Here is a 21,847-nt window from a genome sequence, read left to right as displayed (position 1 = left end):
ACTCACCCAAGAAAACGAATTGTACGTTTGATTGTCGTCGGAAGGTTTGCACTGAGTGTCTGACACTCCCAGATCGTCATTACACTCCAACCGAGCTTGCGTAATTCGCGAATATTTCTTTTGTCTCGCGCGATATTCCTGGCGAACTTTTCAGCCCAAAATTCAGGCCGCGTTGCCGGGGTGGCATGGCCCCGCGGGCAATCATGCCGGTGCCAGAAGCAGCCGTGGACGAAGATCACTTTGCGACGACCGGGAAACACCATGTCCGGCGAGCCTGGGAGGCCTTTTTTATTAACGCGGTAGCGGAATCCTAGTTGATGAAGCGTTCTTCTGATTCTGAGTTCCGGCCGGGTGTCGCGAGATTTGACGGCACGCATGTTCCGCCGTCTTTGTTCAATTGTCAGCACATCCATCCGAGTAAATTTCAGATCACAGAATTGTTTCGCCACCGATCCATTGCCGGATCAAGATGGTCTCGAAAAAAGGTTTCGAATGAGATTGCATTGGGGCGATCACCATACCGTTCCGATCTAATCCGTTCGGGGAGCACGAGATGAATACGGTGATCGCGAATAGCGTCCAAATCTCGCGCGGCGATTTTCTCGTCGATCGTGGCGAGAAAGAATTGATATCCGCGCATGCCTTCAGTGACTATCTGTCGCCAACGCTCCCGTAGCGTTCTCTTCACAGTAAATACGATGCAATCCACCGGATTATTTCGATAATGTGTTTCACTCGGGATTAAAAAGTCAGGCTGGCCATTGATTATCGGTTGTGAAGTGTATGGGTAGTCCAGTTTTGAAAATAAGATTGAGATAAGTTGCTCGAACGCACCGCCCGCACGTGGTCGACGCCCCTGTGTCAGTCCTAAGAAGAATCTATCGATGGTAAAGAAATGCTCTTCCAATACGGCGATGAACCTGTTTTCGCATTCGGCTGGAAGAGCCGATTTCATGGCCGCCAATGCAGCGGGCTTTTCAAATTCGAGATAATGGCGATAGGCGGTAGTCTGTATTTTTTCGACTAAGTTGCTGAAATTTGCTTTGATCCAGTCCGGATCGTCTGAGTGCTGTCCGAGTTCATGCTCGACCGCCATCTTCGCGAATTCGATCCCGCTCGGCAGGTTACGCCTCATTTCATTCCTGAGAAGGTCCAGCAACTGGGCGTCCGCAAGATCGTTTATGGGATTTGCCATTCTTCGCGAACTTCATTCTACGAAAATTGAAAGCTTGCGGGACGCGTAATAGTATCTGAGGTTTCGCCTGTCCTTAATGCAAGGGTCAACCTATCGGCGATACTTTTCACAATAGGGACGGCGATTGAATTTCCAAACTGCCGGTAGGCTTGGGTGTCGCTTACTGGAATCGTAAAACTGTCAGGGAAACCCATCAGCCGCGCACATTCGCGAGGTGTGAGGCGCCTCGGATTGCGTTTCGGCTGATTGACTAGAATTTCGCTGCCGTCCTTATAGTAGCGGGCGCTCAGCGTCCGAGTCACATCGCTTGGCCGACATAGCCCAAATCCGAAGCCATTTCCCTTGGCCCGATGCTTCGCAGCATAGTTCTGCAAATACGCCCACAAATGGTCTGTTAACGTATATTTGTCGGGAACATCAGCGTCCAATATGTCGCCGAGCACCTCGGCTTGTCGATATTGAGAGAGTTCGTCAACGGTTGGGAAATGGAAGTCGAGGGGCTTGCGGGTCCCGACAATAATAAGCCTCTCGCGATGTTGCGGAAGGACATTCTTCGCATCAATTACGCGGTGGTGGATATAATATCCCAAATCCTCAGTTAGTGTCTCAAGGATGACTTTAAATGTGCGTCCTTTATCGTGACTTTGCAGATTTTTGACGTTCTCAAGCACGAATGCGGCTGGTTTCTTCGCCGAGATAATTCTCGCAACATCGAAAAAAAGTGTGCCTTGGGTTCGGCACTCAAACCCGTGTGCCTGACCGAGCGCGTTTTTCTTGCTCACCCCGGCGATGGAAAAAGGTTGACACGGAAAGCCTGCGGTCAGAATTTCATGGTCGGGAATGGATTCCGCGACAATCGTCCGAATATCGCCGGCAGGCAGATCCTCAAAATTTGCTTGGTAAGTCTTCTGGCTATGCTTATCCCATTCGGACGAAAATACGCACTCTGCTCCGACAGCCTCAAATCCGAGGCGCATGCCTCCGATTCCGGCAAACAAGTCGACAAAACGAATCGGGCGAGAATCTGGCGTAAGGCAGTAATCACGTTCCGCTACTCGAATGAGATTCGCCTTCGCTCCTGCACCAAGGCGATTTATGGACGCAAAATCCTTGACCCATCGTCGAGCGCGGAAAAACCAGCGAGGGCGGCCAGCGCCGTCTGTCGGAATATCGGTTTCAATAATGTCCGGGAGTCCGGTCGCACGTATACGAATGGAAGTCCCGACTCCAGCACTACGCGAAGGTTTCCCAAATGAATCGGCGGGAAAGAAAGTCTTGCCGCATGGTCGGATATTAAGTCTTCCGTGGGCGATGGTGGAAGACGTGATCGTGATTGTTCGCGAGTCCATTGCACCTCCGTGAACGCAGTTTCAACGTAAGTTACAACAAGAAGATTTTGAGCGGTAGTCAAACGCTCGACGATTGATCCATGCCCCGATTCCTGACTGTTCTGGTGGTTCGGAGCCGCATATGATCTCTCTGACTTGTCATCACAGGAAATTCCCATGGATATCACTCGGCTGACTGTCTCGTGCCTCGCAATCTGCCTCGCACTACTCACGACGCCAGCCGTCGCCCAAGATCGGTTTGAGGGCAGTTGGGTCGATTCCGGATTCGGCAAGGGCGTTGCCGTCTTCGAAGTGAAGTCACGGGACGGCGACACGTGGACGGGCGAATTTCGCGACCGGGCCAAAGGCGGGAAACGATATCCGGCCACGCTGAACTTCACGACGGAGGCCGGGGTGCGCAGCTTCACCGGGACGGCTCGGGGAAGCCGAAAGACCTATCGGCTGACGGGGACGATTAAAGGGTCCGCGCTGGAGGCGACCTACACGGGCGGGTCGAACGGCCGGTTGAAGTTGACCGCTCTCCCAAAGACCCCTCGCTAAAAATTCCGCCGTGACGAAGTGTTCTGTCCTTCTGTTAGACGGGTGATCGACCGCCCGTCGCGCCGTAGATTTCGCCAGTGACGTAGCTCGCTTCGGCGGAGGCGAGAAAGACATAGAGCGGAGCCAGTTCGACCGGCTGCGCGGGTCGCTCGAATACAGTATTGGCACCGAAATTCTCGACCTTGTCTTTGGGCATCGTCGCGGGGATCAGCGGGGTCCAAACGGGGCCGGGGGCAACGCCATTGACGCGGACGCCGCGCCGCATCGCCTGCGGGCAGAGGGCCTTCGTGAAGTTGGTGATTGCCGCCTTGGTCGGGGCGTAGGGCAGCAGGATCGCGCTGGGGTCATAGCTTTGAATCGATGTCGTGTTGATGATCGAACCACCCGGATTCATCCTCGGCAGCGCGGCTTTGCAGAGGTAGAACATCGCGTGAATGTTCGTGCGGAACGTGTCTTCCCACTCCTCCGCTGTGAAGTCTCCGATGTCCTCGTGCGTGACCTGCGTCGCGGCATTGTTGACGAGCACGTCGAGCTTGTCGAATTCCTCGAGCGTGCGGTCGACCAATTTCTGACAGTGGGCCTGATCCTTGATGTCGCCCGCAATGGTGAGGCATTTGCGACCGGCCTCTCGCACCGCAGCGGCTGTCTTTTCAGCGTCTTTGTCCTCGGAGAGATAGGAGCAGACGATATCGGCTCCCTCCCGTGCGAATGCGATCGCGACGGCCCGGCCGATTCCACTGTCCGCCCCGGTAATCAGAGCCGCCATTCCCTCCAAGCGGCCGTGGCCGACGTAACTCGATTCGCCGTGGATCGGCTCCGGCTCCATTTTCCGTTCGACGCCGGGGGTATCCTGACCCTCGATCTGCTTGAACGGAGGCTTGGGGTACAGTTCTCGGGGGTCTGCGGCCATGGAGTATCCTTTGTTGGCTTTCGCGGTCTGATCGATCGCCCGATGTGCAATCGCCGAGCCAAGCCGGTAGAGATCGGCCCGCGACGCTGTTTTCGAATGAAGGTCGCTCTCCCGCTTCGACGTCCGATCGGCTGCTGCTCGCCCGCGAGTCAGTGCGGCGCATGACGCGACAGTTCGACGGCCACTCACCTTGCGTGGCAGCCTCACGCCGTGCCCGGTGGAATCGCCCGGCGTCGGGCGGTACCATCCGACCTGCACTCGATCGAACCGCCCAACTAGCGACCTGCCAACAATGAAAATTCACGAATTTCAGGCCAAGCGGCTTCTCGCCGAGGCCGGGGGTGAGCGTTCCCCGTCATGTCGTTGCGAAGAGCCCGGACGAGGCCGCTCAGGCCTTCGACCAACTGAGCGGACCGCTCGCCGTCTCGCTCCCGCGTTTGCTCGACGATTCGACGGTACGCTCACCTGAAGAATGACACAGAACAATTGAAGGGAAAGACCCGACTGCGAATTTCAATTTGGTTTCCCATTATTGCCGAACGCAGCCCCGGCTCGCCGCCGACGGGGGTTTCACGAGATTTTCACAGAGCGTCTCCTCGTTTCGATGCTCTGAATTGCTAAGCTGATCAACAAAAAAACGCCTGACGAACAAGACGAACAACCTGACGAACAATTTGGGCAACGTTGGGCAACGCCGTGTCTCGCCCTCCTCACATCCGGTTTCGTAAACCACCTTTAAGAATCACTCCAGACACATTCCACAGCTGACAACACGGCACTTTGCGGGCGTTGACAGCACCGAGACGGGCTCGAATCAATGGCAGACTTCTTGCTGGTCGTTTTGGGGCCGTTGATTCTAATCGGTCTGCGAGAATGGCAATGGCGACGTGGTTGGCGCGTGCCGGGTTGCGCGGCCGATCTCGCCTTCTTAAGGATCACGGTTTGCAGCATCGGATTGCTGGCGTTCTTTTGGACGAAACCGGAGGCGGCGGCGGACATGCCCGCCGGCTTAATTAAGCCGCTCGGCCTTTTCACCGAGATGAAGCATTCCTTCGGTCTGGCCGAAGCATTCCGAGACCCGACGATACTCTTCGGAATACGTTGGACGACCGGGCTATTCCTGATCTTGGGCGCGATCGGCTTTTTGACACGTTGGAGCTTGGCCTGCGCGTACTTAAGTTACTTCGTCTTTATGGGAATCGGGAGAGAATATAACTTCTGTTACCACGAATTCTTTTCTGTCCTCGCACTGCTCCCGCTACTCATTTTGACTCCGTGCTCGCGTGTCTGGTCAGTCGACGCATTAATGCGCCGATTAAGTCACGGTGACCGGCTGAACCCTTTTTTGCAGACAAGTGAATACGGCGCGGCTCGCATGCTGATTTGGACGCCGTTTGCAATGATGTATCTCGGGGCCGCAATCAGCAAAATCCGGAACACAGGACTTTTCTGGTGGTGGCCGAGCAACATGCAGTTCATCATTTTCAGTGATCAACTGGATGACTTTATGGTATTCGATTGGGGGATCGAATCGCTAATTTTTGGAGCACCCGCTGCCCTGTTCGGCTTCATCGGGCTTGGCGGCCTGCTCGTCGAACTGTTTTTCCCACTCGTACTTTACTCTCGAATTGCTCGCTGGATTCTGCCGACGGCGGCCCTGGGACTGCATGTCGGCATCTGGATCGCCCAAAGACTGGTTTTTCAAGACCTGTTGTTCGTGCCGCTGTTCTTTATCAGCATGGCGGCGTTACGGCGAGGAATCGGCCGAGGGCCCGTTCGTTCCGAAGACGACGGCGACTCGCCGGTTGACCGAGCCGATCAAGATCGAAAAGCGATGTCTCTCAATACCGATCGAGATCGCGTCGGCGAAAATGAATCGATGAGGAACGAGACTGCCAGAAGCGGCGGGCCGAACAATGAAAGAGCTTTAGTTCTTAGGATCGCATTCGCGTTGGTCGTCGTCTACTTTTTCATCGGAAATGTCTACGGAATCGAACATTACCCGATGACCTCCTGGAAGATGTATTCCAAAATCGACAGGGCATGGAATGCTTGGTATTTCCGTTTAAACGCGACGACACGGGACGGACAAACGGTACGTGTGCATCCGGGCATCGAATTTCCGATTTTGCGCGGGTCCCGACATCGAGTGGTGCTCTTCCGGGCTTTCGAAGACCCGGCGTACCGGGAAGATCTCGCGAATCTCTTTCAGCGATTTATCGCAAAGTACAACGCCCGAGCCACGACGGAGGGGGAACCGCCCCTTGAATCCTTAGAAATCGAATACGTTCGGTGGAAGTTTCTGACCGACACCGACGGGCCTTACGCGGGCCCGCAGTCAAATGTGCTAACGCTCGTTCGTTGGACCATCTCGCCGGACGGCAATGAGTTCGTCGAATTTCCGAAGTAGCGCTGTAAGTGACCGATTGACGCCGCCGTGCTGATCGAGTGCGGCCCACGAATACTTTTCCGTAATCGTGCGACCGGTCCGAAAGAGTTCCGTCCGTCGGTGATCCTCCCGCTTCGGTCTGACAGCGTTCCCGGTGGAATCGGCCAGAGCGGGGCGGTACCATCCGACCTGCACTCGATCGAACCGCCCAACTAGCGACCTGCCAGCAATGAAAATCCACGAATTTCAGGCCAAGCGGCTTCTCGCCGAGGCCGGAGTCAGCGTTCCCCGTCACGTCGTCGCCAAGTCGGCCGACGAAGCCGCGCAAGCGTTTGACGATTTGGGCGGACCGCTCGCCGTCGTCAAATCGCAAATCCACGCGGGGGGGCGCGGTAAGGGCCGATTTAAGGAGGAACCCGAGCAGCCCGGCGTCACGTTGGTGAAGAGTGCCGATGAGGCGAAAGCGAACGCCGAGCGGATGCTGGGTAACACGCTCGTCACGATTCAGACCGGCGAGGAAGGCAAGCAGGTCAACACCTTGCTGGTCGAGCAGGGCCTCGATATCGCGCGGGAGCTCTACCTCGCGGTGCTGGTCGACCGGGAGACGAAGTCGCCGGTGATCATCATGTCCTCCGAAGGGGGGATGGACATCGAAGAAGTCGCGGCGAAGACGCCGGAGAAGATCCTGCAGGAGAAGGTCGACGCGGGATACGGACTGCACACCTTTCAAGCGACGAATCTGGCGTTTCAGCTCGGGCTGGAAGGCCCGGCGATTCGGGCGGCTCAGAAGTTCCTGCCGCAGTTCGTGCGGTTCTTCCTCGACAGCGACTGCAGCATGGCCGAGGTCAACCCGCTCGTGGTGACCGGCGACGGCCAACTGGTGCCGCTCGATGCCAAAGTCACGTTCGACGACAACGCCCTGTTCCGTCACAAGAACGTGACCGAGCTCCGTGACCTGAGCGAAGAGGAAGACTCGGAGGTCCGCGCCGCCGACGCCGGGCTGAGCTATGTGAAGCTCGAAGGCAACATCGGCTGCCTCGTCAACGGGGCGGGGCTGGCGATGAGCACGATGGACCTCATCAAGCTGCACGGCGGCGAGCCGGCCAACTTCCTCGACGTCGGCGGCGGCGCGAACGTCGAACAGGTGACCGAAGCGTTCTCGATCATCCTTTCCGACGACAACGTGAAGGCGGTGCTGGTGAATATCTTCGGCGGCATTATGCGCTGCGATACGATCGCGACGGCGCTGCTCGAAGCTTACGACAAGATCGGCTTCAGCGTCCCACTCGTGGTCCGGCTCGAAGGCAATAAGGTCGAAGAAGCCCGCAAAATGCTCGCCGACAGCGGCAAGGCGATCACATCGGCGACGGATTTGACGGATGCGGCGAAGAAAGTGGTGGCGGCGTTGGGGGACTCGCAGTCGAGCCCGCAAGAATGAACCCCCTCGCCGCGCGGTCAAAGAATTATGATACGAGCGCGGCGTTTGAATTCGCTGCCCGGGCTCGATTTCTTGATGGCGAGATTCTTGCCGCAGATAACCGCCGGGCTGGCGCGATCATGATGTACGGCTACGCGGTGGAAATGTGGCTGAAAGTGGCGATTTTGCGTGTCAAGAGCGTCCCGGCCACCACTCGATTCAGCAAACCAAAGGACCTCCGTAAACGTCTTGGAGTGAATAATCTTCACGATATCGGCCAATTGGCTGCGGAATTAAGTTCAGAGCGGAAGCGGCAAAACGCACCCTTATTGCCCCATGACAGGGCGGCTCTTACAAATCATTCGGCCAGGCTTCAGGGCTTACGCGTTGTCGAAATGCGATACAAACGGATTTATGTCAAGACGTTCGAGATCCATAACGCACGGCTCGCTGCGGCTTGGTTCAACGAAAATCATGCAATCCTTTGAAACTGTTTGAACCAGGTGGAGAGTTGATATGGCCAGAAAAGTCATCCAGATGGTCGACGAATCTGCCGAGCAGTTGAAATACAGCGAACGCTTGCGGGAAAGGCTGTTGGACGAATTGAAGAAGCCGAGTCAGGGCGGTGAGCCAATCATCCTGGAACGGATCGACCCGGAAGGTGGGCACTCAATCGACGTTATTTGGTCGGAGTGGGAAGATATTGATGATGCGGTTCGAGCAAAGATTACGTCGGAGTCGTTCGAAGGCTCCGTGGATGACGTCGCCGAGCTCGCCGATATCGTCCATCTCGGTTCTTGGACGCCTTCGGAAGCAATTCGTATGGGATTGATGCCATACCGCGTCCATGCGACCGCAAAAGGAATTTATGACATGAGGACCGAAAAAGCCCTTGCCGAGCTTAAAGAATCGTTGCCTGTCTTGCCGTTCGGGAGCGACGTTTTTTGCGCCGACGAGGGCGACGCTCAAGGGGCACTCGCTTTCCTTCGCGAAAAAGCGGAGAACGGCCAATGGGAACTCGAATTCCAAAGTCAGTGAATGATGTCTACAGATTGGACCACGCTGACCGACGCGGCGAAGATGGTGGTGGCGGCGTTGGGGTAGAATGACAGGCCAGACCTGTTTCAGGAGGACGCCATGCTACTCGATCATTTCAGCGGCCCCGTCGCCGGGCGTATGCAGTGGAATAGCTTCCACTCGGCTTGGGCCGTCAAAATTGCCTTCGCCTTGAATGATGAACTGCCGGACGGTTGGATCGCCAGTCCGCACCTGCGGTACGGCATCGAAGTTGATGTCGGCGTGCAGGAGGACGCAGAGGAGGGGCCGGAATTTCGAGAGGAAGTGTCGAGCGCTTACACGGCGCCGCAGCCGACGCTCACGCTGCCCGCACCAGTGCTGACCGATTCGGTCGAAATCTGGATCGAAGCCATCGGCTACAATCCGCAGATTGTCGGTGCGATCGAACTCGTCAGCCCCAGCAATAAGAGGTCGAAAGCCGGGCGAACCGCGTTTCTATCGAAATGTGAGGCGCTGCTGTCCAACGGTGCGGGCTTGATGGTGGTCGATGTGGTGACCGAGTCGAAGCACAGTCTGCACCGCGAACTTGCCGAACGGCTTGATCCCTCTTCGACGGCACAGTGCGACCAGCTCTACGCTTGCTCGTATCAGCCCATTGAGAGGGGTGAAGAGCACGCGGTTCAGGTTTGGGAAAGTTGCTTGCGGATCGGCGAGCCGTTGCCGACGATGCCTCTGCCGTTGCGGGTCGGCCCCACGATGCCGGTCGACCTCGACGCCACCTACCGAGAGACCTGCCGGGAACTCCGTATCCGGTTCGACCAACCTGCCGCTTCCTGACGACCACTACTTCCTGACCAACATTGCTTTCCGACTAACACTGTAGACGATAGCACGCCATGGCCATCCTCGTTGACGAAAATACCAAAGTCATTACTCAGGGCATCACCGGTAAGCACGGGCTGTTTCACAGCCAGCAGTGCCGGGAATACGGTACGCCGCTTGTTGGCGGCGTGACGCCGGGCAAGGGCGGCACGGAGGTCGACGGCTTCAAAGTCTTCGACACCGTGGACGAAGCCTGCGATGAGACCGGAGCCAACTGCAGCCTGATCTTCGTCCCGCCTCCGTTTGCGGCCGATGCGATTATGGAAGCGGCCGATGCCGGGATCGATCTGATCGTGGCGATCACCGAAGGCATTCCGGTGCTCGATATGGTGAAGGCGTACGATTACGTCTCGCACACGACGAGCCAGCTTGTCGGGCCGAACTGCCCGGGCGTGATCACGCCCGGTATCGCCAAGATCGGCATCATGCCGGGTTACATTCATTCGCCAGGCACGGTCGGTCTGATCTCAAAGAGTGGCACGCTGACTTATGAAGCCGCGTGGCAACTTGGGAATGTCGGCCTCGGTCAATCGACGGCCGTCGGCATCGGCGGCGACCCGATCGTCGGCACGTCGTTCATCGACCTGCTCGAAGAGTTCGAGAACGACCCCAAGACCGAATCGATCCTGCTGATCGGCGAAATCGGCGGCACCGCGGAGATCGAAGCCGCGCAATATATTAAGGCCAATGTGTCGAAGCCCTGCGCCGCCTTCATCGCCGGCAAGACGGCCCCTCCCGGCAAACGCATGGGCCACGCCGGCGCAATCATCTCCGGCGGGCAGGGCACGGCCGACGAAAAAATCGCCGCCCTCCGCGACGCCGGCGTCGAAGTCGCCGACAGCCCGGCCGACATGGGCGCAGCGGTGAAGCGGGCGATGGGTAATGCCGGTTGAGGCCGCTCCCACCAATTCGGACGTCGGATGCAGCGAAGCGCTCGCCGACTATCGTAGCGGCGGGATGCTGCTGACAGTCGTGGAGTATTCCACGTCGGGATCGATCATCGTGTTGATCTTCTTGCTGGTCTGTCAGGCCATCGAGTTGTTCGCGCCGGGCGTCGATCTACTGATTCTGCCTAACGACGGTTCGCCCTGGTCGACTCTCACGGAGGCATTGTTGATCTGTTTCATCATGCCGGTTGTCGGCACGATGGCGATCTCCTCTTTAATGCTATTTTATCGCCTTGCGAAGAATACTGAGGCCTTCGGCGAAGGGCCTTTGTTCGCCTCGCCGACGATGCTGGTGGTCTACTTTCTCGTTCCGGTCATCAAGTATTTTCTGCCATACCGCATTCTGAGAGAAATTGGCCGCATCGCGAATTCGAAACCGGGGTCGAATTGGAGAGACACGCCCGTTCCTTCAATCGTCCATCTATGGTGGCTATTCAGTTTGACGGAGATTCTCAGTATAGGGTGGATGGTGACGGCCGGTTATCTGCGGGAAAGCGATCGCTTCAGCATTGCAGTCTTTTTCTATGTTCAGGGTATCAATGAAGTGTTGAGGTTTGCGCTGATGGCTGCGGCCTCATGGATTCAATTGCTGCTCTTCAGAAACCTTTGCACTTCGCAGGATCGCCGTTTCGTCGCCTCAATGTCGACTGCAGGTTCCATTGATGAGGTGAGTTCTCATTACGTTTAATTGATTTCAGATAGCTTTCCGCCCGTGCTTGCGGTAAACCGGAACATGCTTGAATTGAGAGTGTTCGGTCGACCACGGAAGTTCTAATGCACGCTGCCTTGATCCCGCTGTTGCTGCTCCAATTAGCTGCGAGGCCGACCGTGCCCGATCATGCCGAGGTTCAATTGGCGAGCGATCGGCAGGAGTACTTTCTGGGCGAGAATATCCTCGTTCATTATCGGGTGATCAATACCGGCGGTGACCCATTCGTCGCATGGTTCGGTGGAGATTATCGCGGCACCGGGCGCTCAGAACGTTTTAAAGTTTCGGCAGTCGATGCTCAGGGGAATGAGGTTCAAGATCCGCTGAGAATAATTATACGCCGTGGCGGTTTTTTGACTTGGCATACGGTCGTGCCGGATGATCCTTATGTCGAATCCATCCCGCTGCTGCGATTTCTGAGATTTAACGAGCCGGGACGCTATGTCATTACTATCCGGCATGACTGCGGATGGAAGGAGTCGGCTGAGAGGAAGTTTCCAGAGGCGAAGATTGAACTCGTACTTAAGCAGCCTTCGGCAGGGCAGGCTCGGCACCTCGTCGAGCGATGGCTTAAGTCGGATTCAGACGCGAATCGAACAAACAATAAGGAAACGCAGCCACATCCCGACTTCTCGGTGATTCGGAACGCCACATATCTCGGTCCACTGACAGAACCAGCCACGGCGGGGAACAAGCGGGCGATAAGTGGCGTAGCGAGCATCGCGACTCCCGACGCGACCCGTTTATTAATTCAATTGGCGGGTTCCCAAGAAAAGGTGATTCGCACTCAAGCTCGCCGGCACCTTCTGAATCGATTACCCGCGTCTCGAGACAACAAGCCGCCGACGGGGCGATGGCTCGTCGACGATTCCTGGCAGAAAAGTCTCGCCGCAGATGTCGCCGCGCTCGGCGTCGTCTACCTTAATAGCGAAAACTCAGATGATCTTGAGGCCGGGGCGAAAATGATTGCAGCAGTCGGCGAACCGGACCACCTTATCGAGGTGCAAAGGGCACTTGACCTCGAAGTCGGACGAAGCCAATCGACCGTTAAGGAAGGCAATACGTATCGCGACTATCCCGGTCGTCCGGGTGCCTGCCACAGCCTGGAGCACGCCGCGCGTCGTCTCTTCGAACGTGGTGCGAAATGCCCGGCCGACCCGAAGTCAGCGGGTGAGGCGATGTTGTTCGCAATAAAATTCGGGCAGGATTCGCAATTCGAGCCGGAAGGCTGGGAACAGACTTGCCGCCTTTTGATTCGGCACGAAATACTGCATGTCCGACGCACGATGCTGGAAAACCTGCCGCAGCCTATTCCCGCGGCTCTACGGCCGGACTTGATCGAAGTGTTCGCGTCGCCGCATCTGGGCAGCGTGATCGAAGCACTTCACATTGTCAGTCGCGATCGACTGACGGAATTTCGCGACCCCGTTCGAAAGCAATTGCGGACCGCCCGGCAAAGCTTTCATTTCTCAGCGGCCGATGGAGCCGCGCGAGAGGTTCTTAACCGCTACGAGCGGCTGGAGATACTTGTCGACCGAATCGACGAACCTGGAATGATGTTTGAATCCCTTGACGCCCTGAAGCCACTCTTCCCGAATGCCGGAGGAGGCGGCCGCAGCAGTAATATTGACCTTCGCAAAGAGGCACGCCGCATTAAGCCCTTATGGCAGCAATTTCTGAAGCGCCACCAAGCCGACTTAAAGCTGGGGGCCGAATACAAGCTGCCCCATCTGGACATCGGAGAAGACATGTTTCCGCCAGAATACACAATCCGTTTAAGAGATGGTTCGGAATGGCCCGAATAGTCCTGAAGAAATAGATAGCGTTTCACTCCAATGATATCATTCGATATGGAACGAACTCGTTCGTGCGTCGTAACGGACCTTAATTATCGTTGTCTGATCGCTGCAGCGATTCTGCTTGCAGACCCAATTCGTCATTGTGAAGCCCAAAGTGCCGAAGAGATTCCAGCAGCAGTGAAGCCGTGGCTTGCCCCTCAGGTCTGGAAACGCGACGTCGAAAAAGCGGTTCTGACTCTGGGCGAGGCCGGTCATTTTGACGACCGGCATATCTTTGCGCCGTCGGTGATCCGGAAAGATGGGCGATTTCTGCTCTACTACTCGGGCTCTCGCGGTGATGTCAACGAGCGCGTCTTTCGGCTCGGCTTGGCGACAAGTCGGGACGGCCGAGATTTCAATCGGCATCCGCAAAGCCCGATCTTCGGCTTCGCTGACAACCGGCGATCGGTCGTCACGCCGAGTCTCCTACGCAGTTCTGACGGTACTGCCGTACGAGATCAAGGTCGATTGCGGATGTGGTTCAGCGCCCGTGATCTGACTGATCCGGAGAGTCCTTACGAGATTCATGAAACGTCGAGCAGCGACGGCATTCGATGGTCGAAGCCGTCCAAGCCGCTGCTTTCGGAGGCTCGGGCTCCGAGCGTCTTGAAAACTGATAACGGGTATAGAATGCGGTACGTTGACGTGAGTCGGGAGCCGTGGGCAGTGCGGCACGCCCAAAGCGATGACGGCCTGAATTGGTCAACGTCCGCGAGCGAGGTCTTAAAAGTCGATCAGGAGTGGGAGCGCCTGCGGATTAATTATCCGTTTGTAATGCAGGTCGAGACGACGCCGGGTGGTGAGCCTTCGTCCGCGGTCTATTTAATGTGGTACGGCAGCCGCACGAAGCCGGGACCGCGTACGGCCATCGGCTTCGCCGCCAGCACCGACGGAATTACTTGGCACAAGCATCCGAACAACCCCGTGCTGCGTCCCGACCCGGAGCGCCCATGGGAGTCACACTACACGACCAGTCAATCAGTGATGCGACTTAATGATGGCTCGTTTCGAATGTGGTACGCCAGCCGCAAGAAGCCTCCGCATGTGAATAAATATTTCGCGATCAACACGGCGGTGTGGAAATAAATGCCGTCGGCGCGACTGGCGAAAAATATTTTCCTAGAACTCGAAACAATCTCACAGAAGCAAAGTGATCGCGACCATGATTATACCAGACTTCCAAAGTGAGCCGTGCGGATTCCGGGGCAATGTGTTGGTCATGAAGTCTTAGTGGTCGCGAGTGCTATTGCACCCTATGAAATGAATGCGTCTTCCGCATCATTCTGCAAATGCCAATTCAATGACTTGAAGAATAGGCAATTTGAATTGATCACTTAAAATCATTACGAGATAAGCCTGTCTTCGTCTCCAGAGCGTTCATGATGCGAGATGCCCGATTTCTTATGAACGATCGGAATTGGCGGTAGTCAAGCTGATTGCGGTCGATTAAAGCTCGGCTGAGTTCTGCGTCCGAGACTTCTGCGAGGTATTTCTTGGGGTGCTTGTTGCTCTTGTTGATATTCTTGCCCTTCGGCAGAATCCATTGGTTTGCAAAATGATTGATTTCAGCCTGGTCGAAGTGCTTTTCATACAGGATTGAACGCGGGAATATGTGGTCCATTTCGCGGGTGTTGAGTTTATAATGGCTCTTGTTTCCGCTTTGCCCCTGCACAAGATGTAGTGCCAACCTCGGGTTTTGCTGAACCAGACGTTCGTCCCACTCACTCAAATTCTCCCAGTAATCCACCCAATATACCAATTCTTGAAATGGAAATGTTGTATCGCCGTCTGCCTGGCTAGGTTGTAATTCTTCTCGAATAAATTTTGCAAGACGGCTGTCACCGTACCGGGAGAACGGAGACGAAAACCCCAAGAGAAACAAAGACTTTCGGAACGCCTCAACTTGATTGTTTGGCAATTCGTGATTGGGGACATGAAAGAGGTAGTATACAATAGGAACAAGGTTCTCGTCGCCCCCAAGCAATTTCGAACTAGATATTGAGCAGTGCTGTTGTACATTGTCGATTGCAGCTCTGATGGCATTGCAGCACGTCGGGAAATTCGCTTTGAGCATTTCCATGTTGCTCTTCTTTCGCAATAGATCAATGTTAAATTTAGTTCCTAAGTCTGATACCGCATATAGGCACCGGATGACAAAATCGATTTCAATGTTGAAGGAATTGCCGGTGTTGACGTCTTCGATAAAATCAGGCAGTGCTGTTGCAGATTCTTTCCAGTTAAGTTTCAGCATGCTGAAAATGAGGTCCGATCTGCTGAGTGGTGTCCCCTGTCTGTTGATTCGTACAAATATCTCGAGAACGTCTGATTCTGTTTGGCGATCCGGGCTGTCAGCTGTTTTGTTCTCGTCAATTATTGAGGCCTTGAGAATGTTCTGGTCTTTGGTTAGGACTTCGTCAAACTTCGCGAGATTTGTGTCCAATCGCACTTGGTCGTCATCATCTAGTGAAAGTGTGGACGTTATTCTCCGTTTTTCTGCCAATTTGTCATTGACAGACAAGGTAAATAGGTCGCGGACACTGATATAGTATTCGGGTACAGTGTCTTCGTCGGCGATGGTTTCGGTTGCCTTCTTATTCCATTCTTTAACTCTTTGGGGGGATTCAAAAGTAAACTCATATTTTTGCTCTTCAAAATCGTCTGATGCTATTCCGCTTAGGACATTGAAATAAAGAAAGTCGTTGTCGTACTGGCCGAAAAGCGCTAGGTAGAGAGATTGAAGTCTTTGCTGTCCGTCAAGGACAACGCGAAGTTTCCGGTGGGCATTGTTATCATAAAAGGCCGGGCGATTGCCTTTGCGGAACTCCCGTTCAAATCGACGAAATTGAATTTCTTTGTGTGTTTCCCACATGAGTACTATGCCGACGGGGTAGCCTCGCATCACTGAATCAAATAGCATTTCAATCTTTGCTATAGGCCAAACAAAATCTCGTTGAATCGCCGGGAGCACAATCTCTTCAGACTTGATTTGATTTAAGAGGTGTACGATATTCATTATGATACCTGAAAGAATGGCGTTCGCCGCTATGGTAAGTGTACAAGATAGACGACGCTTGCTGAAAATTACAGGTCCGCTGGGTGTGCTCGATGACGAATCTCGGTATTGGTTGAACACGTCCGGGACCAGCTCCGGCGCGCGAGTTGCCTATTGTCGCGCACTATCGTGACAGTCTTGAGCGCGGCTGCGGTAACTCTGAGGTTGGTTCGTCTAATTCAGAAGTGAATCGATTGCATTCGATCGTTGCAAGGTTCCGCGCAACCGAGTCCCCAAGGATAGAGGAACACGGTGCACCGCCTCTTTTCACCCCGCCGGTGGGCGCGGCCGCTTGGCCGTCATGCCCATGCGGCGGATGTTGCCGCGGCAAAGCTGCGGACACGCGTCCGGTTTTTACTACGTTGTGTCGGTACTCGAAGATGAGGACTCAAAAATGAAGTAAGAACAAGCGGTCGAACGATGAATGGGAAAGCTGCCGGTTCGACTCCTGCGAGGTGTGAATCGCGACTTATCGTACCCGTCGCTTCGAACGGTGGGCTCGGTGCGCTGAGTGCACGGGTTAATAATATCTATTGTGTACTCAAGACGATCTGCCGGATTGCGCCGAAGTGATAGGCGACATGAGCCGCGCTGGCGAGTGCTCCGGGGAGTGAGAACTGATCCCATTCACGGGGTTCGTTCAATGCGCCGGACCAATTTTGCAACTCGTGTTCAAAATCGTCGACAAATTGCTGCCATCCGCGATCGTCGAGTTTGTCGATTGACCAACTGCTCGCCCAGTCGGCGGTCGCAAACGGGTTCTCCTCGCCGCTCGCCCATCGATTCAAAAGTGAGATGCTGTAGCGCAAATGGTGGGCATGTTCGGCGGCAGACTTCCGGCCGGGGCCTGGCGGAGACTGAGCTTGTGCGGCGTCCAGCGACCGGAGAAGCGGAATCAAACCGGCGTCTTCGGGATTTAAGACCCAGCAGAACTCGGTTTCAGCGCCTCGCGTTAATTCTTTCAAGATAGTCGCGAGCGCCGACTGGAAATCGGGTGACATGTCTTACCTACAACAATGCTGCTCACGCTTCGGTATAGCTTAAATCTACCGTGTCGCTCGCAAGAAATCTCTCAGCGAAATCAGAAAGCGTTTGAATAGCATCGGTGGAGTGCTTTTCTTCAATATGACGAAAGACCTCGGCACTCGGCACCTTCAACTCTCTTGAAAGAAACGACTCGAATTCAGACCATGCTTGACTCGACGGGTTGTCCGGAATGGCGAGAGCCGCGCCGCTGTAGTAGCCTTCCAAGAACGCGACGATCTCAGCGTAACTTCCATGCAACGTGTACATGTTCGGTCGGTTGATCGCGGCCTTTAATAATTTCAAGTCGTTCATGTTTCACCTTCCAGCAAATCTTCGAAGGTCGTGATGACACCATCGACGTAAACCGTCGTTTTCGCCCTCAAATCTGCATCATCAAAGATAGTCCTCAGTTCCCAGTTGGTCGATCCCTCGCAATTAAGTTCGGCTGGACCAGTTAAGACGCCATGTTTTCCGGTGAGGCACCTCATCCCACTCACATCGAATCGGATCGTCGCGGCTTCGCGCATCGCATATTTCAGTTCTTGCGCGAAGCCCGGTTGGAACGGACTCAGGTGAAGGTCATTATAATCTCTGGCATGCGAAAATAGCTTTTTAAAAGATCGCAGATTTCGGCTGAAACCGAATGCGACCTCGTTCATGGCCACTCAATCCCAGTGTTTCAGTTAATGGGTTATGTGGAATTGCTCGTTAGGCCCTACACCTCATCCCCCGCGAAAAATGTCCCCACCATCCCGTCGGTCGAGCCGACGAGTTCTTCGTCGGAAAAATAGAGCGGGATTTCGCGGTCGGAGGCTTCGGGACTGTCGCTGCCGTGGATGAGGTTGAGCTGACGGCTCATGCCGAAGTCGCCGCGGATGGTGCCGGGGGCCGATTCGCGGCCGTTGGTCTTGCCCATCATTCCGCGGGTCACGGTGATGGCTTCGGGGCCTTCGAGGCAGATTGCGACGACGGGGCCGGAGGTGATGAACTCTTCCAACTCGGGGTAGAACGGTTTCGCGACGTGTTCGGCATAATGCTGCTTTGCCAGATCGGGCGTGACCTGCATTATTTTTAGGCCGACCAACGCGAGCCCTTTGTCTTCCAGACGGGTCAGGATGCGACCGGCGAGTCGCCGCTTCATCGCGTCGGGCTTAATCAGAACGAGAGTGCGTTGCATTGAGGCTCTTAGCTGTCAGCGATCCGCTTTCAGCTATCCTTTCAGAAATTTGAGAACCGGAGTGAGTTGTATTGGCTGAGAACTGACGGCCGAAAGCTGACTGCTAAGTATTCAGCATCGACTTAAATTGATGAAACAGGTAGTGGCTGTCGTGCGGGCCGGCAGAGGCTTCGGGGTGATACTGCACGCTGAACGCGTTGTGCTTGCGATGGCGGATGCCGGCGACCGTGTCGTCGTTGAGGTTCAAGTGCGTGACCTCGACGTCTTCGGGCATCGAGTCGGCGACGAGCGCGAAGCCGTGATTCTGTGAGGTGATCTCTACCTGTCCCGATTCGCGATTGAGCACCGGCTGATTCGCCCCGCGGTGACCGAACTTCAATTTAAAGATATCCGCACCGCAGGCGAGGCCGAGAAGCTGGTGCCCGAGACAGATTCCGAAGACCGGCGTTTGCCCGAGCAACCCGCGGATCGTCTCGACCGCATAATTAAGCGGCCGGGGGTCGCCCGGGCCGTTGGAGAGAAATACGCCGTCCGGATTCAGTTTGAGAATGTCTTCGGCAGACGAATTGCCCGGCATGACCGTCACCCGGCAGCCTGACTCGCGGAGATGACGCGGGATGTTCCATTTCATGCCGTAGTCGATGGCGACGACGTGTGGCTCGGCCTGAGATTTGTCGCTGGGAAATTCTTGCAGTCCGCGACCGAGTTCGTCGAGGCCGCTCGCCCAATCATTCGACTCGGAAGGCATGACCTCCTTGACGTAGTCGATCCCGCTCAGTTCCGGACTGGACTTCGCCTTCTCGATTAATGAGGCGTTATCAAGGTCGGTAGTCGACAGGACGCCGGTCATGGCCCCCTCGACGCGAAGCCTGCGGACGAGCGCGCGGGTGTCGAGGCCCTCGATACCAATGACGCCCTGCTCGGTGAGCAATTCGTCGAGCGAGCGGTCGCTGCGGTAATTGCTGGGTCGGCGGCAGTATTCACGAACGATAAAGCCGCGGGCCTTGATGCCGCCGCTCTCGACATCCTCGCTATTCACGCCGTAGTTGCCGATCTGCGGGTAGGTCATCGTGACGATTTGCCCGCAGTACGAGGGATCGGTGAGGATCTCCTGATAGCCGGTCATGCTGGTATTGAACACGACCTCACCGAAGACTTCGCCCTCGGCTCCGAAGGCTTCTCCTTCGAATACGGTTCCGTCGGCGAGAGCAAGTTTGGCGATGCGAGACATGCGGCAGGGTGGGGTCGATCGGAGCAGGGCGGTGCGAAAGCGGTGTAAATCTGCGGCATTGTGATGTTGCGGCCGACAAATGAAAAGAGACCGCCGACACAGGGCCGGCGGTCTCGATGGGTTCGTCACGGCCCGGAGGGCCAACTCAGGACTTATCGCTGTGCGAGGACAAAGTCGTCGAATCGCACGTCGTCTGTTTCCGGGTTGCGGATGTAGCTGAAGAGCTCAGACATAATCCGGTGGAAGTGATTCCGGCGGATCGAGTAGTAGTTATGCTTACCGTCGCGGCGGGCTTCGATCAGCCCGGCCACGCGAAGCAGCGCGAGGTGATGGCTGACGGCGGGCTGGCTCTGACCGAGCCGCTCGCAGAGGGCCGTTACGTGTAGTTCCGTTTCCTGAATCAGATACATCAGGACGCGGAGTCGCGTTTCGTCGCTGAGCAGCTTGAAGACCTGCACGAGGTCTTTTTCGAGCTGAAGCGGCAGGTCGGCGATCGTCGCGGAAGCCATATCTTCCGGGCTTCGTTCGTCGACGTTTCGATCAAAAGTGGCAGCAGTCATCATCTTGAGTCCTATAGGTTGTGATTGGAACAAAGTTCGGGCGAACGGCCTTTCGCGGCATCGGGCCCGCATCGTTCAGTTCACTTGTCGTTCCGAAAGAGGGTTAGGGGAGTGAGGCACCGGTCCTCCCGGGCCTCATCAGCATCGCCAGGAAGATCTGTCGAGTCTGTCAGCAGACTTCTGGCTCGTGGATCATAGCAGAGTTCAGTCGAATTCGATCATCGGAATTTCGCTGGCTCATGCAGAACCGACAGAACGTGATCGCTTTGGTTCGCTTCGACCGTCCGATTATCAACCGGTTGCCTCAACCGGTCAACGTCTTTCTTCGTTTGATTGAGATATTCCGCAAGGTATTTATAACGTATGGTTTACGTCACGCTCGCGGCCTCCTTTCGGGGAAGGGATTTTGGTTTCCGGCCGTCTGCCTCCTGCTGCAGCCGGCTGGTACCCCAATAATGCAAATGGTGGTCCACATGGCGTATCGGCGGGGACGCTGGCGCGTTTAACGTGAAGTCTTGAAACTATTTAAGTCATTTGGCGGGGCGATGGGGGCGGGCAGTACTGCCGCAATATTCAGCAGCGTTTCCGCGAATTGCCTCAGTTCTTCAAATTATAAAAAGAAGTCTCGACCTTTTCGCGAGCGGTAGGATAACCCGATTGCGGTCAGGTGCGCTGCGTCGTACTTACGCAGGGTTGCCTCTGTCCGTTCGACACTTAAGTTTTTCGTCTGATTGTGCGGAACGGACCGAATAGGATCATCAGCGACATCCGATGAGCGAGCCCGAAGATGCAACCGCCGATTCCGCCGAGGGCGCGGCTGCTTTTGCAGCCTTGCCCGGACGCAGTGCCGTTGTCACGGGCGCATCCTCCGGCATCGGCCGGGCGATCGCGATTCAGCTTGCGAAAGCCGGAGCCGACTTGCTGATCACCTGTCGGTCCTCTCGGGAATCGCTGGAACGATCGGCAAGCGATTGCCGCGAATTCGGCGGTCGCGTGGAAACGTTCGTCGGAGATCTCGCTGACCCGTTCGTTCGAGCGGAACTGGAGCGGGCGACCTTTGAACGATTTGGCGTGCCGCACGTCGTGGTGAACAATGCGGGTGTCGATTTACTGACCGGGTCCGAAAGTGAGCTGGCCTACGGTGATAAGTTGCGGCGACTGTTCGAGGTCGACATCGCGGTGACGGTCGAAGTCGCTAAGTCATTCGGACTGCGAATGGCCGAAGCGGCTCGTCGCGACGGCGCGCCCGCGTCTCGTTCAATCATCAATATCGGTTGGGATCTCGCCGAAGTGGGAATGGAGGGGGACAGCGGCGAACTGTTTGCGACGGCCAAGAATGCCGTGATGGGGTTTACGCGGTCCCTCGCGGTTTCACTGGCGCCGGATGTCCGCGTCAATTGTGTGGCACCGGGCTGGATTCAGACGGCTTGGGGTGAGGGGGCCAGTGAGTACTGGCAGCAGCGGGTGATTGACGAAACGCCGCTGCGGCGTTGGGGCACGCCGGAAGACATCGCGAAGGCGATTCGTTTTCTCGCCAGCGACGACGCCAGCTTCATCACCGGGCAGGTCATCAACGTCAATGGCGGCGCGGCGCGATGAACGCTGCCG

Annotated in this window: 23 protein-coding genes; 12 read left to right on the top strand and 11 right to left on the bottom strand. The window is 55.8% G+C overall.

Annotation, left to right across the window (positions count from 1 at the left end; genetic code table 11):
- Positions 1-2: 2 nt before the first annotated feature.
- The 3 genes from Pan189_RS18480 to dcm are packed head-to-tail and all read right to left on the bottom strand — an operon-like array spanning position 3 to position 2,256.
- Positions 3-413: a very short patch repair endonuclease gene (locus Pan189_RS18480; protein ID WP_145365559.1), complete on the bottom strand. Its 411-nt coding sequence runs from the start codon at positions 411-413 to the stop codon at positions 3-5.
- A gap of 11 nt (positions 414-424) precedes the next feature.
- Positions 425-1,195, bottom strand: a complete 771-nt coding sequence (locus Pan189_RS18475) for a type II restriction endonuclease (RefSeq protein WP_145365558.1) — start codon at positions 1,193-1,195, stop codon at positions 425-427.
- A gap of 17 nt (positions 1,196-1,212) precedes the next feature.
- Positions 1,213-2,256 carry a DNA (cytosine-5-)-methyltransferase gene (dcm, locus tag Pan189_RS18470; RefSeq protein ID WP_375154917.1) on the bottom strand — a complete coding sequence of 348 codons (1,044 nt, stop codon included), beginning with the start codon at positions 2,254-2,256 and terminating at the stop codon, positions 1,213-1,215.
- A 444-nt stretch (positions 2,257-2,700) separates the two neighbouring features.
- On the opposite strand from dcm, the gene Pan189_RS18465 reads away from it, so the two are divergent.
- Complete coding sequence (locus Pan189_RS18465) at positions 2,701-3,084, top strand: hypothetical protein (RefSeq protein WP_145365556.1); 384 nt, start codon at positions 2,701-2,703, stop codon at positions 3,082-3,084.
- Positions 3,085-3,118: 34 nt separating this feature from the next.
- Here the strand turns inward: Pan189_RS18465 and Pan189_RS18460 are convergent, their stop codons facing one another.
- Positions 3,119-3,994, bottom strand: coding sequence for an SDR family oxidoreductase (locus Pan189_RS18460; protein ID WP_145365555.1), 876 nt, complete (start codon positions 3,992-3,994; stop codon positions 3,119-3,121).
- 341 nt (positions 3,995-4,335) lie between these two features.
- Here Pan189_RS18460 and Pan189_RS21535 point away from each other — a divergent pair, with 341 nt between their 5' ends.
- From Pan189_RS21535 to Pan189_RS18415, 10 genes are all read left to right on the top strand, one after another.
- A complete protein-coding gene (locus tag Pan189_RS21535) occupies positions 4,336-4,470 on the top strand; it encodes a hypothetical protein (RefSeq protein ID WP_310820770.1) in 135 nt (44 codons plus the stop codon).
- 341 nt (positions 4,471-4,811) lie between these two features.
- Positions 4,812-6,404 carry an HTTM domain-containing protein gene (locus tag Pan189_RS18455; RefSeq protein ID WP_145365554.1) on the top strand — a complete coding sequence of 531 codons (1,593 nt, stop codon included), beginning with the start codon at positions 4,812-4,814 and terminating at the stop codon, positions 6,402-6,404.
- 208 nt (positions 6,405-6,612) lie between these two features.
- Positions 6,613-7,821 carry an ADP-forming succinate--CoA ligase subunit beta gene (gene sucC, locus Pan189_RS18450; protein WP_145365553.1) on the top strand — a complete coding sequence of 403 codons (1,209 nt, stop codon included), beginning with the start codon at positions 6,613-6,615 and terminating at the stop codon, positions 7,819-7,821.
- Positions 7,818-8,288 (top strand): hypothetical protein, encoded by a 471-nt coding sequence (locus Pan189_RS18445; protein WP_145365552.1) that lies wholly within the window; start codon positions 7,818-7,820, stop codon positions 8,286-8,288. Before sucC ends, Pan189_RS18445 begins: the two co-directional genes overlap by 4 nt.
- Before the next feature lie 28 nt (positions 8,289-8,316).
- A complete protein-coding gene (locus Pan189_RS18440) occupies positions 8,317-8,838 on the top strand; it encodes a hypothetical protein (protein WP_145365551.1) in 522 nt (173 codons plus the stop codon).
- A gap of 99 nt (positions 8,839-8,937) precedes the next feature.
- Positions 8,938-9,654 (top strand): DUF4058 family protein, encoded by a 717-nt coding sequence (locus Pan189_RS18435; RefSeq protein WP_145365550.1) that lies wholly within the window; start codon positions 8,938-8,940, stop codon positions 9,652-9,654.
- A 59-nt stretch (positions 9,655-9,713) separates the two neighbouring features.
- Positions 9,714-10,592, top strand: a complete 879-nt coding sequence (gene sucD / locus Pan189_RS18430) for a succinate--CoA ligase subunit alpha (RefSeq protein WP_145365549.1) — start codon at positions 9,714-9,716, stop codon at positions 10,590-10,592.
- Positions 10,582-11,334, top strand: a complete 753-nt coding sequence (locus Pan189_RS18425) for a DUF4328 domain-containing protein (protein WP_145365548.1) — start codon at positions 10,582-10,584, stop codon at positions 11,332-11,334. Before sucD ends, Pan189_RS18425 begins: the two co-directional genes overlap by 11 nt.
- An 86-nt stretch (positions 11,335-11,420) precedes the next feature.
- Positions 11,421-13,160: a hypothetical protein gene (locus Pan189_RS18420; RefSeq protein ID WP_145365547.1), complete on the top strand. Its 1,740-nt coding sequence runs from the start codon at positions 11,421-11,423 to the stop codon at positions 13,158-13,160.
- Between the two features lie 45 nt (positions 13,161-13,205).
- Complete coding sequence (locus Pan189_RS18415; protein ID WP_145365546.1) at positions 13,206-14,279, top strand: glycoside hydrolase family protein; 1,074 nt, start codon at positions 13,206-13,208, stop codon at positions 14,277-14,279.
- Positions 14,280-14,523: 244 nt separating this feature from the next.
- Here Pan189_RS18415 and Pan189_RS18410 read toward each other — a convergent pair whose 3' ends face one another.
- From Pan189_RS18410 to Pan189_RS18380, 7 genes are all read right to left on the bottom strand, one after another.
- Positions 14,524-16,206 carry a DUF262 domain-containing protein gene (locus Pan189_RS18410; protein ID WP_145365545.1) on the bottom strand — a complete coding sequence of 561 codons (1,683 nt, stop codon included), beginning with the start codon at positions 16,204-16,206 and terminating at the stop codon, positions 14,524-14,526.
- Positions 16,207-16,775: 569 nt separating this feature from the next.
- Positions 16,776-17,246: a DinB family protein gene (locus tag Pan189_RS18405; protein WP_145365544.1), complete on the bottom strand. Its 471-nt coding sequence runs from the start codon at positions 17,244-17,246 to the stop codon at positions 16,776-16,778.
- 22 nt (positions 17,247-17,268) lie between these two features.
- Complete coding sequence (locus tag Pan189_RS18400; RefSeq protein WP_145365543.1) at positions 17,269-17,583, bottom strand: hypothetical protein; 315 nt, start codon at positions 17,581-17,583, stop codon at positions 17,269-17,271.
- On the bottom strand, positions 17,580-17,930 hold the full coding sequence (locus Pan189_RS18395; RefSeq protein ID WP_145365542.1) for a hypothetical protein: 351 nt from the start codon (positions 17,928-17,930) through the stop codon (positions 17,580-17,582). The genes Pan189_RS18400 and Pan189_RS18395 overlap by 4 nt, the downstream gene beginning before the upstream one ends.
- A 56-nt stretch (positions 17,931-17,986) precedes the next feature.
- Positions 17,987-18,448: a nucleoside-diphosphate kinase gene (ndk, locus tag Pan189_RS18390; protein ID WP_145365541.1), complete on the bottom strand. Its 462-nt coding sequence runs from the start codon at positions 18,446-18,448 to the stop codon at positions 17,987-17,989.
- Between the two features lie 103 nt (positions 18,449-18,551).
- Positions 18,552-19,679 carry a glutamine-hydrolyzing carbamoyl-phosphate synthase small subunit gene (gene carA / locus Pan189_RS18385; protein WP_145365540.1) on the bottom strand — a complete coding sequence of 376 codons (1,128 nt, stop codon included), beginning with the start codon at positions 19,677-19,679 and terminating at the stop codon, positions 18,552-18,554.
- A gap of 152 nt (positions 19,680-19,831) precedes the next feature.
- A complete protein-coding gene (locus tag Pan189_RS18380) occupies positions 19,832-20,188 on the bottom strand; it encodes an ArsR/SmtB family transcription factor (RefSeq protein ID WP_145366251.1) in 357 nt (118 codons plus the stop codon).
- Positions 20,189-21,010: 822 nt separating this feature from the next.
- On the opposite strand from Pan189_RS18380, the gene Pan189_RS18375 reads away from it, so the two are divergent.
- The gene (locus tag Pan189_RS18375; protein ID WP_145365539.1) at positions 21,011-21,838 is read left to right on the top strand and encodes an SDR family NAD(P)-dependent oxidoreductase; all 828 of its coding nucleotides are present in this window, start codon (positions 21,011-21,013) and stop codon (positions 21,836-21,838) included.
- The last annotated feature ends 9 nt before the right edge of the window (positions 21,839-21,847 follow it).

The sequence above is a fragment of the Stratiformator vulcanicus genome, from assembly GCF_007744515.1.
Taxonomy (GTDB): Bacteria; Planctomycetota; Planctomycetia; order Planctomycetales; family Planctomycetaceae; genus Stratiformator; species Stratiformator vulcanicus.
Note: the sequence above shows the minus strand (reverse complement) of the source record. Positions and strands in the feature narration are given on the sequence as shown.

Excerpts from the sequence above, each read along its gene's own strand:
- Pan189_RS18480 (WP_145365559.1), bottom strand. The coding sequence starts at position 413 with ATGGATGTGCTGACAATTGAACAAAGACGGCGGAACATGCGTGCCGTC.
- Pan189_RS18475 (WP_145365558.1), bottom strand. The coding sequence starts at position 1,195 with ATGGCAAATCCCATAAACGATCTTGCGGACGCCCAGTTGCTGGACCTT.
- Pan189_RS18465 (WP_145365556.1), top strand. The coding sequence starts at position 2,701 with ATGGATATCACTCGGCTGACTGTCTCGTGCCTCGCAATCTGCCTCGCA.
- Pan189_RS18460 (WP_145365555.1), bottom strand. The coding sequence starts at position 3,994 with ATGGCCGCAGACCCCCGAGAACTGTACCCCAAGCCTCCGTTCAAGCAG.
- Pan189_RS18455 (WP_145365554.1), top strand. The coding sequence starts at position 4,812 with ATGGCAGACTTCTTGCTGGTCGTTTTGGGGCCGTTGATTCTAATCGGT.
- sucC (WP_145365553.1), top strand. The coding sequence starts at position 6,613 with ATGAAAATCCACGAATTTCAGGCCAAGCGGCTTCTCGCCGAGGCCGGA.
- Pan189_RS18445 (WP_145365552.1), top strand. The coding sequence starts at position 7,818 with ATGAACCCCCTCGCCGCGCGGTCAAAGAATTATGATACGAGCGCGGCG.
- Pan189_RS18440 (WP_145365551.1), top strand. The coding sequence starts at position 8,317 with ATGGCCAGAAAAGTCATCCAGATGGTCGACGAATCTGCCGAGCAGTTG.
- Pan189_RS18435 (WP_145365550.1), top strand. The coding sequence starts at position 8,938 with ATGCTACTCGATCATTTCAGCGGCCCCGTCGCCGGGCGTATGCAGTGG.
- sucD (WP_145365549.1), top strand. The coding sequence starts at position 9,714 with ATGGCCATCCTCGTTGACGAAAATACCAAAGTCATTACTCAGGGCATC.
- Pan189_RS18425 (WP_145365548.1), top strand. The coding sequence starts at position 10,582 with ATGCCGGTTGAGGCCGCTCCCACCAATTCGGACGTCGGATGCAGCGAA.
- Pan189_RS18420 (WP_145365547.1), top strand. The coding sequence starts at position 11,421 with ATGCACGCTGCCTTGATCCCGCTGTTGCTGCTCCAATTAGCTGCGAGG.
- Pan189_RS18415 (WP_145365546.1), top strand. The coding sequence starts at position 13,206 with ATGGAACGAACTCGTTCGTGCGTCGTAACGGACCTTAATTATCGTTGT.
- Pan189_RS18410 (WP_145365545.1), bottom strand. The coding sequence starts at position 16,206 with ATGAATATCGTACACCTCTTAAATCAAATCAAGTCTGAAGAGATTGTG.
- Pan189_RS18405 (WP_145365544.1), bottom strand. The coding sequence starts at position 17,246 with ATGTCACCCGATTTCCAGTCGGCGCTCGCGACTATCTTGAAAGAATTA.
- Pan189_RS18400 (WP_145365543.1), bottom strand. The coding sequence starts at position 17,583 with ATGAACGACTTGAAATTATTAAAGGCCGCGATCAACCGACCGAACATG.
- Pan189_RS18395 (WP_145365542.1), bottom strand. The coding sequence starts at position 17,930 with ATGAACGAGGTCGCATTCGGTTTCAGCCGAAATCTGCGATCTTTTAAA.
- ndk (WP_145365541.1), bottom strand. The coding sequence starts at position 18,448 with ATGCAACGCACTCTCGTTCTGATTAAGCCCGACGCGATGAAGCGGCGA.
- carA (WP_145365540.1), bottom strand. The coding sequence starts at position 19,679 with ATGTCTCGCATCGCCAAACTTGCTCTCGCCGACGGAACCGTATTCGAA.
- Pan189_RS18380 (WP_145366251.1), bottom strand. The coding sequence starts at position 20,188 with ATGGCTTCCGCGACGATCGCCGACCTGCCGCTTCAGCTCGAAAAAGAC.
- Pan189_RS18375 (WP_145365539.1), top strand. The coding sequence starts at position 21,011 with ATGAGCGAGCCCGAAGATGCAACCGCCGATTCCGCCGAGGGCGCGGCT.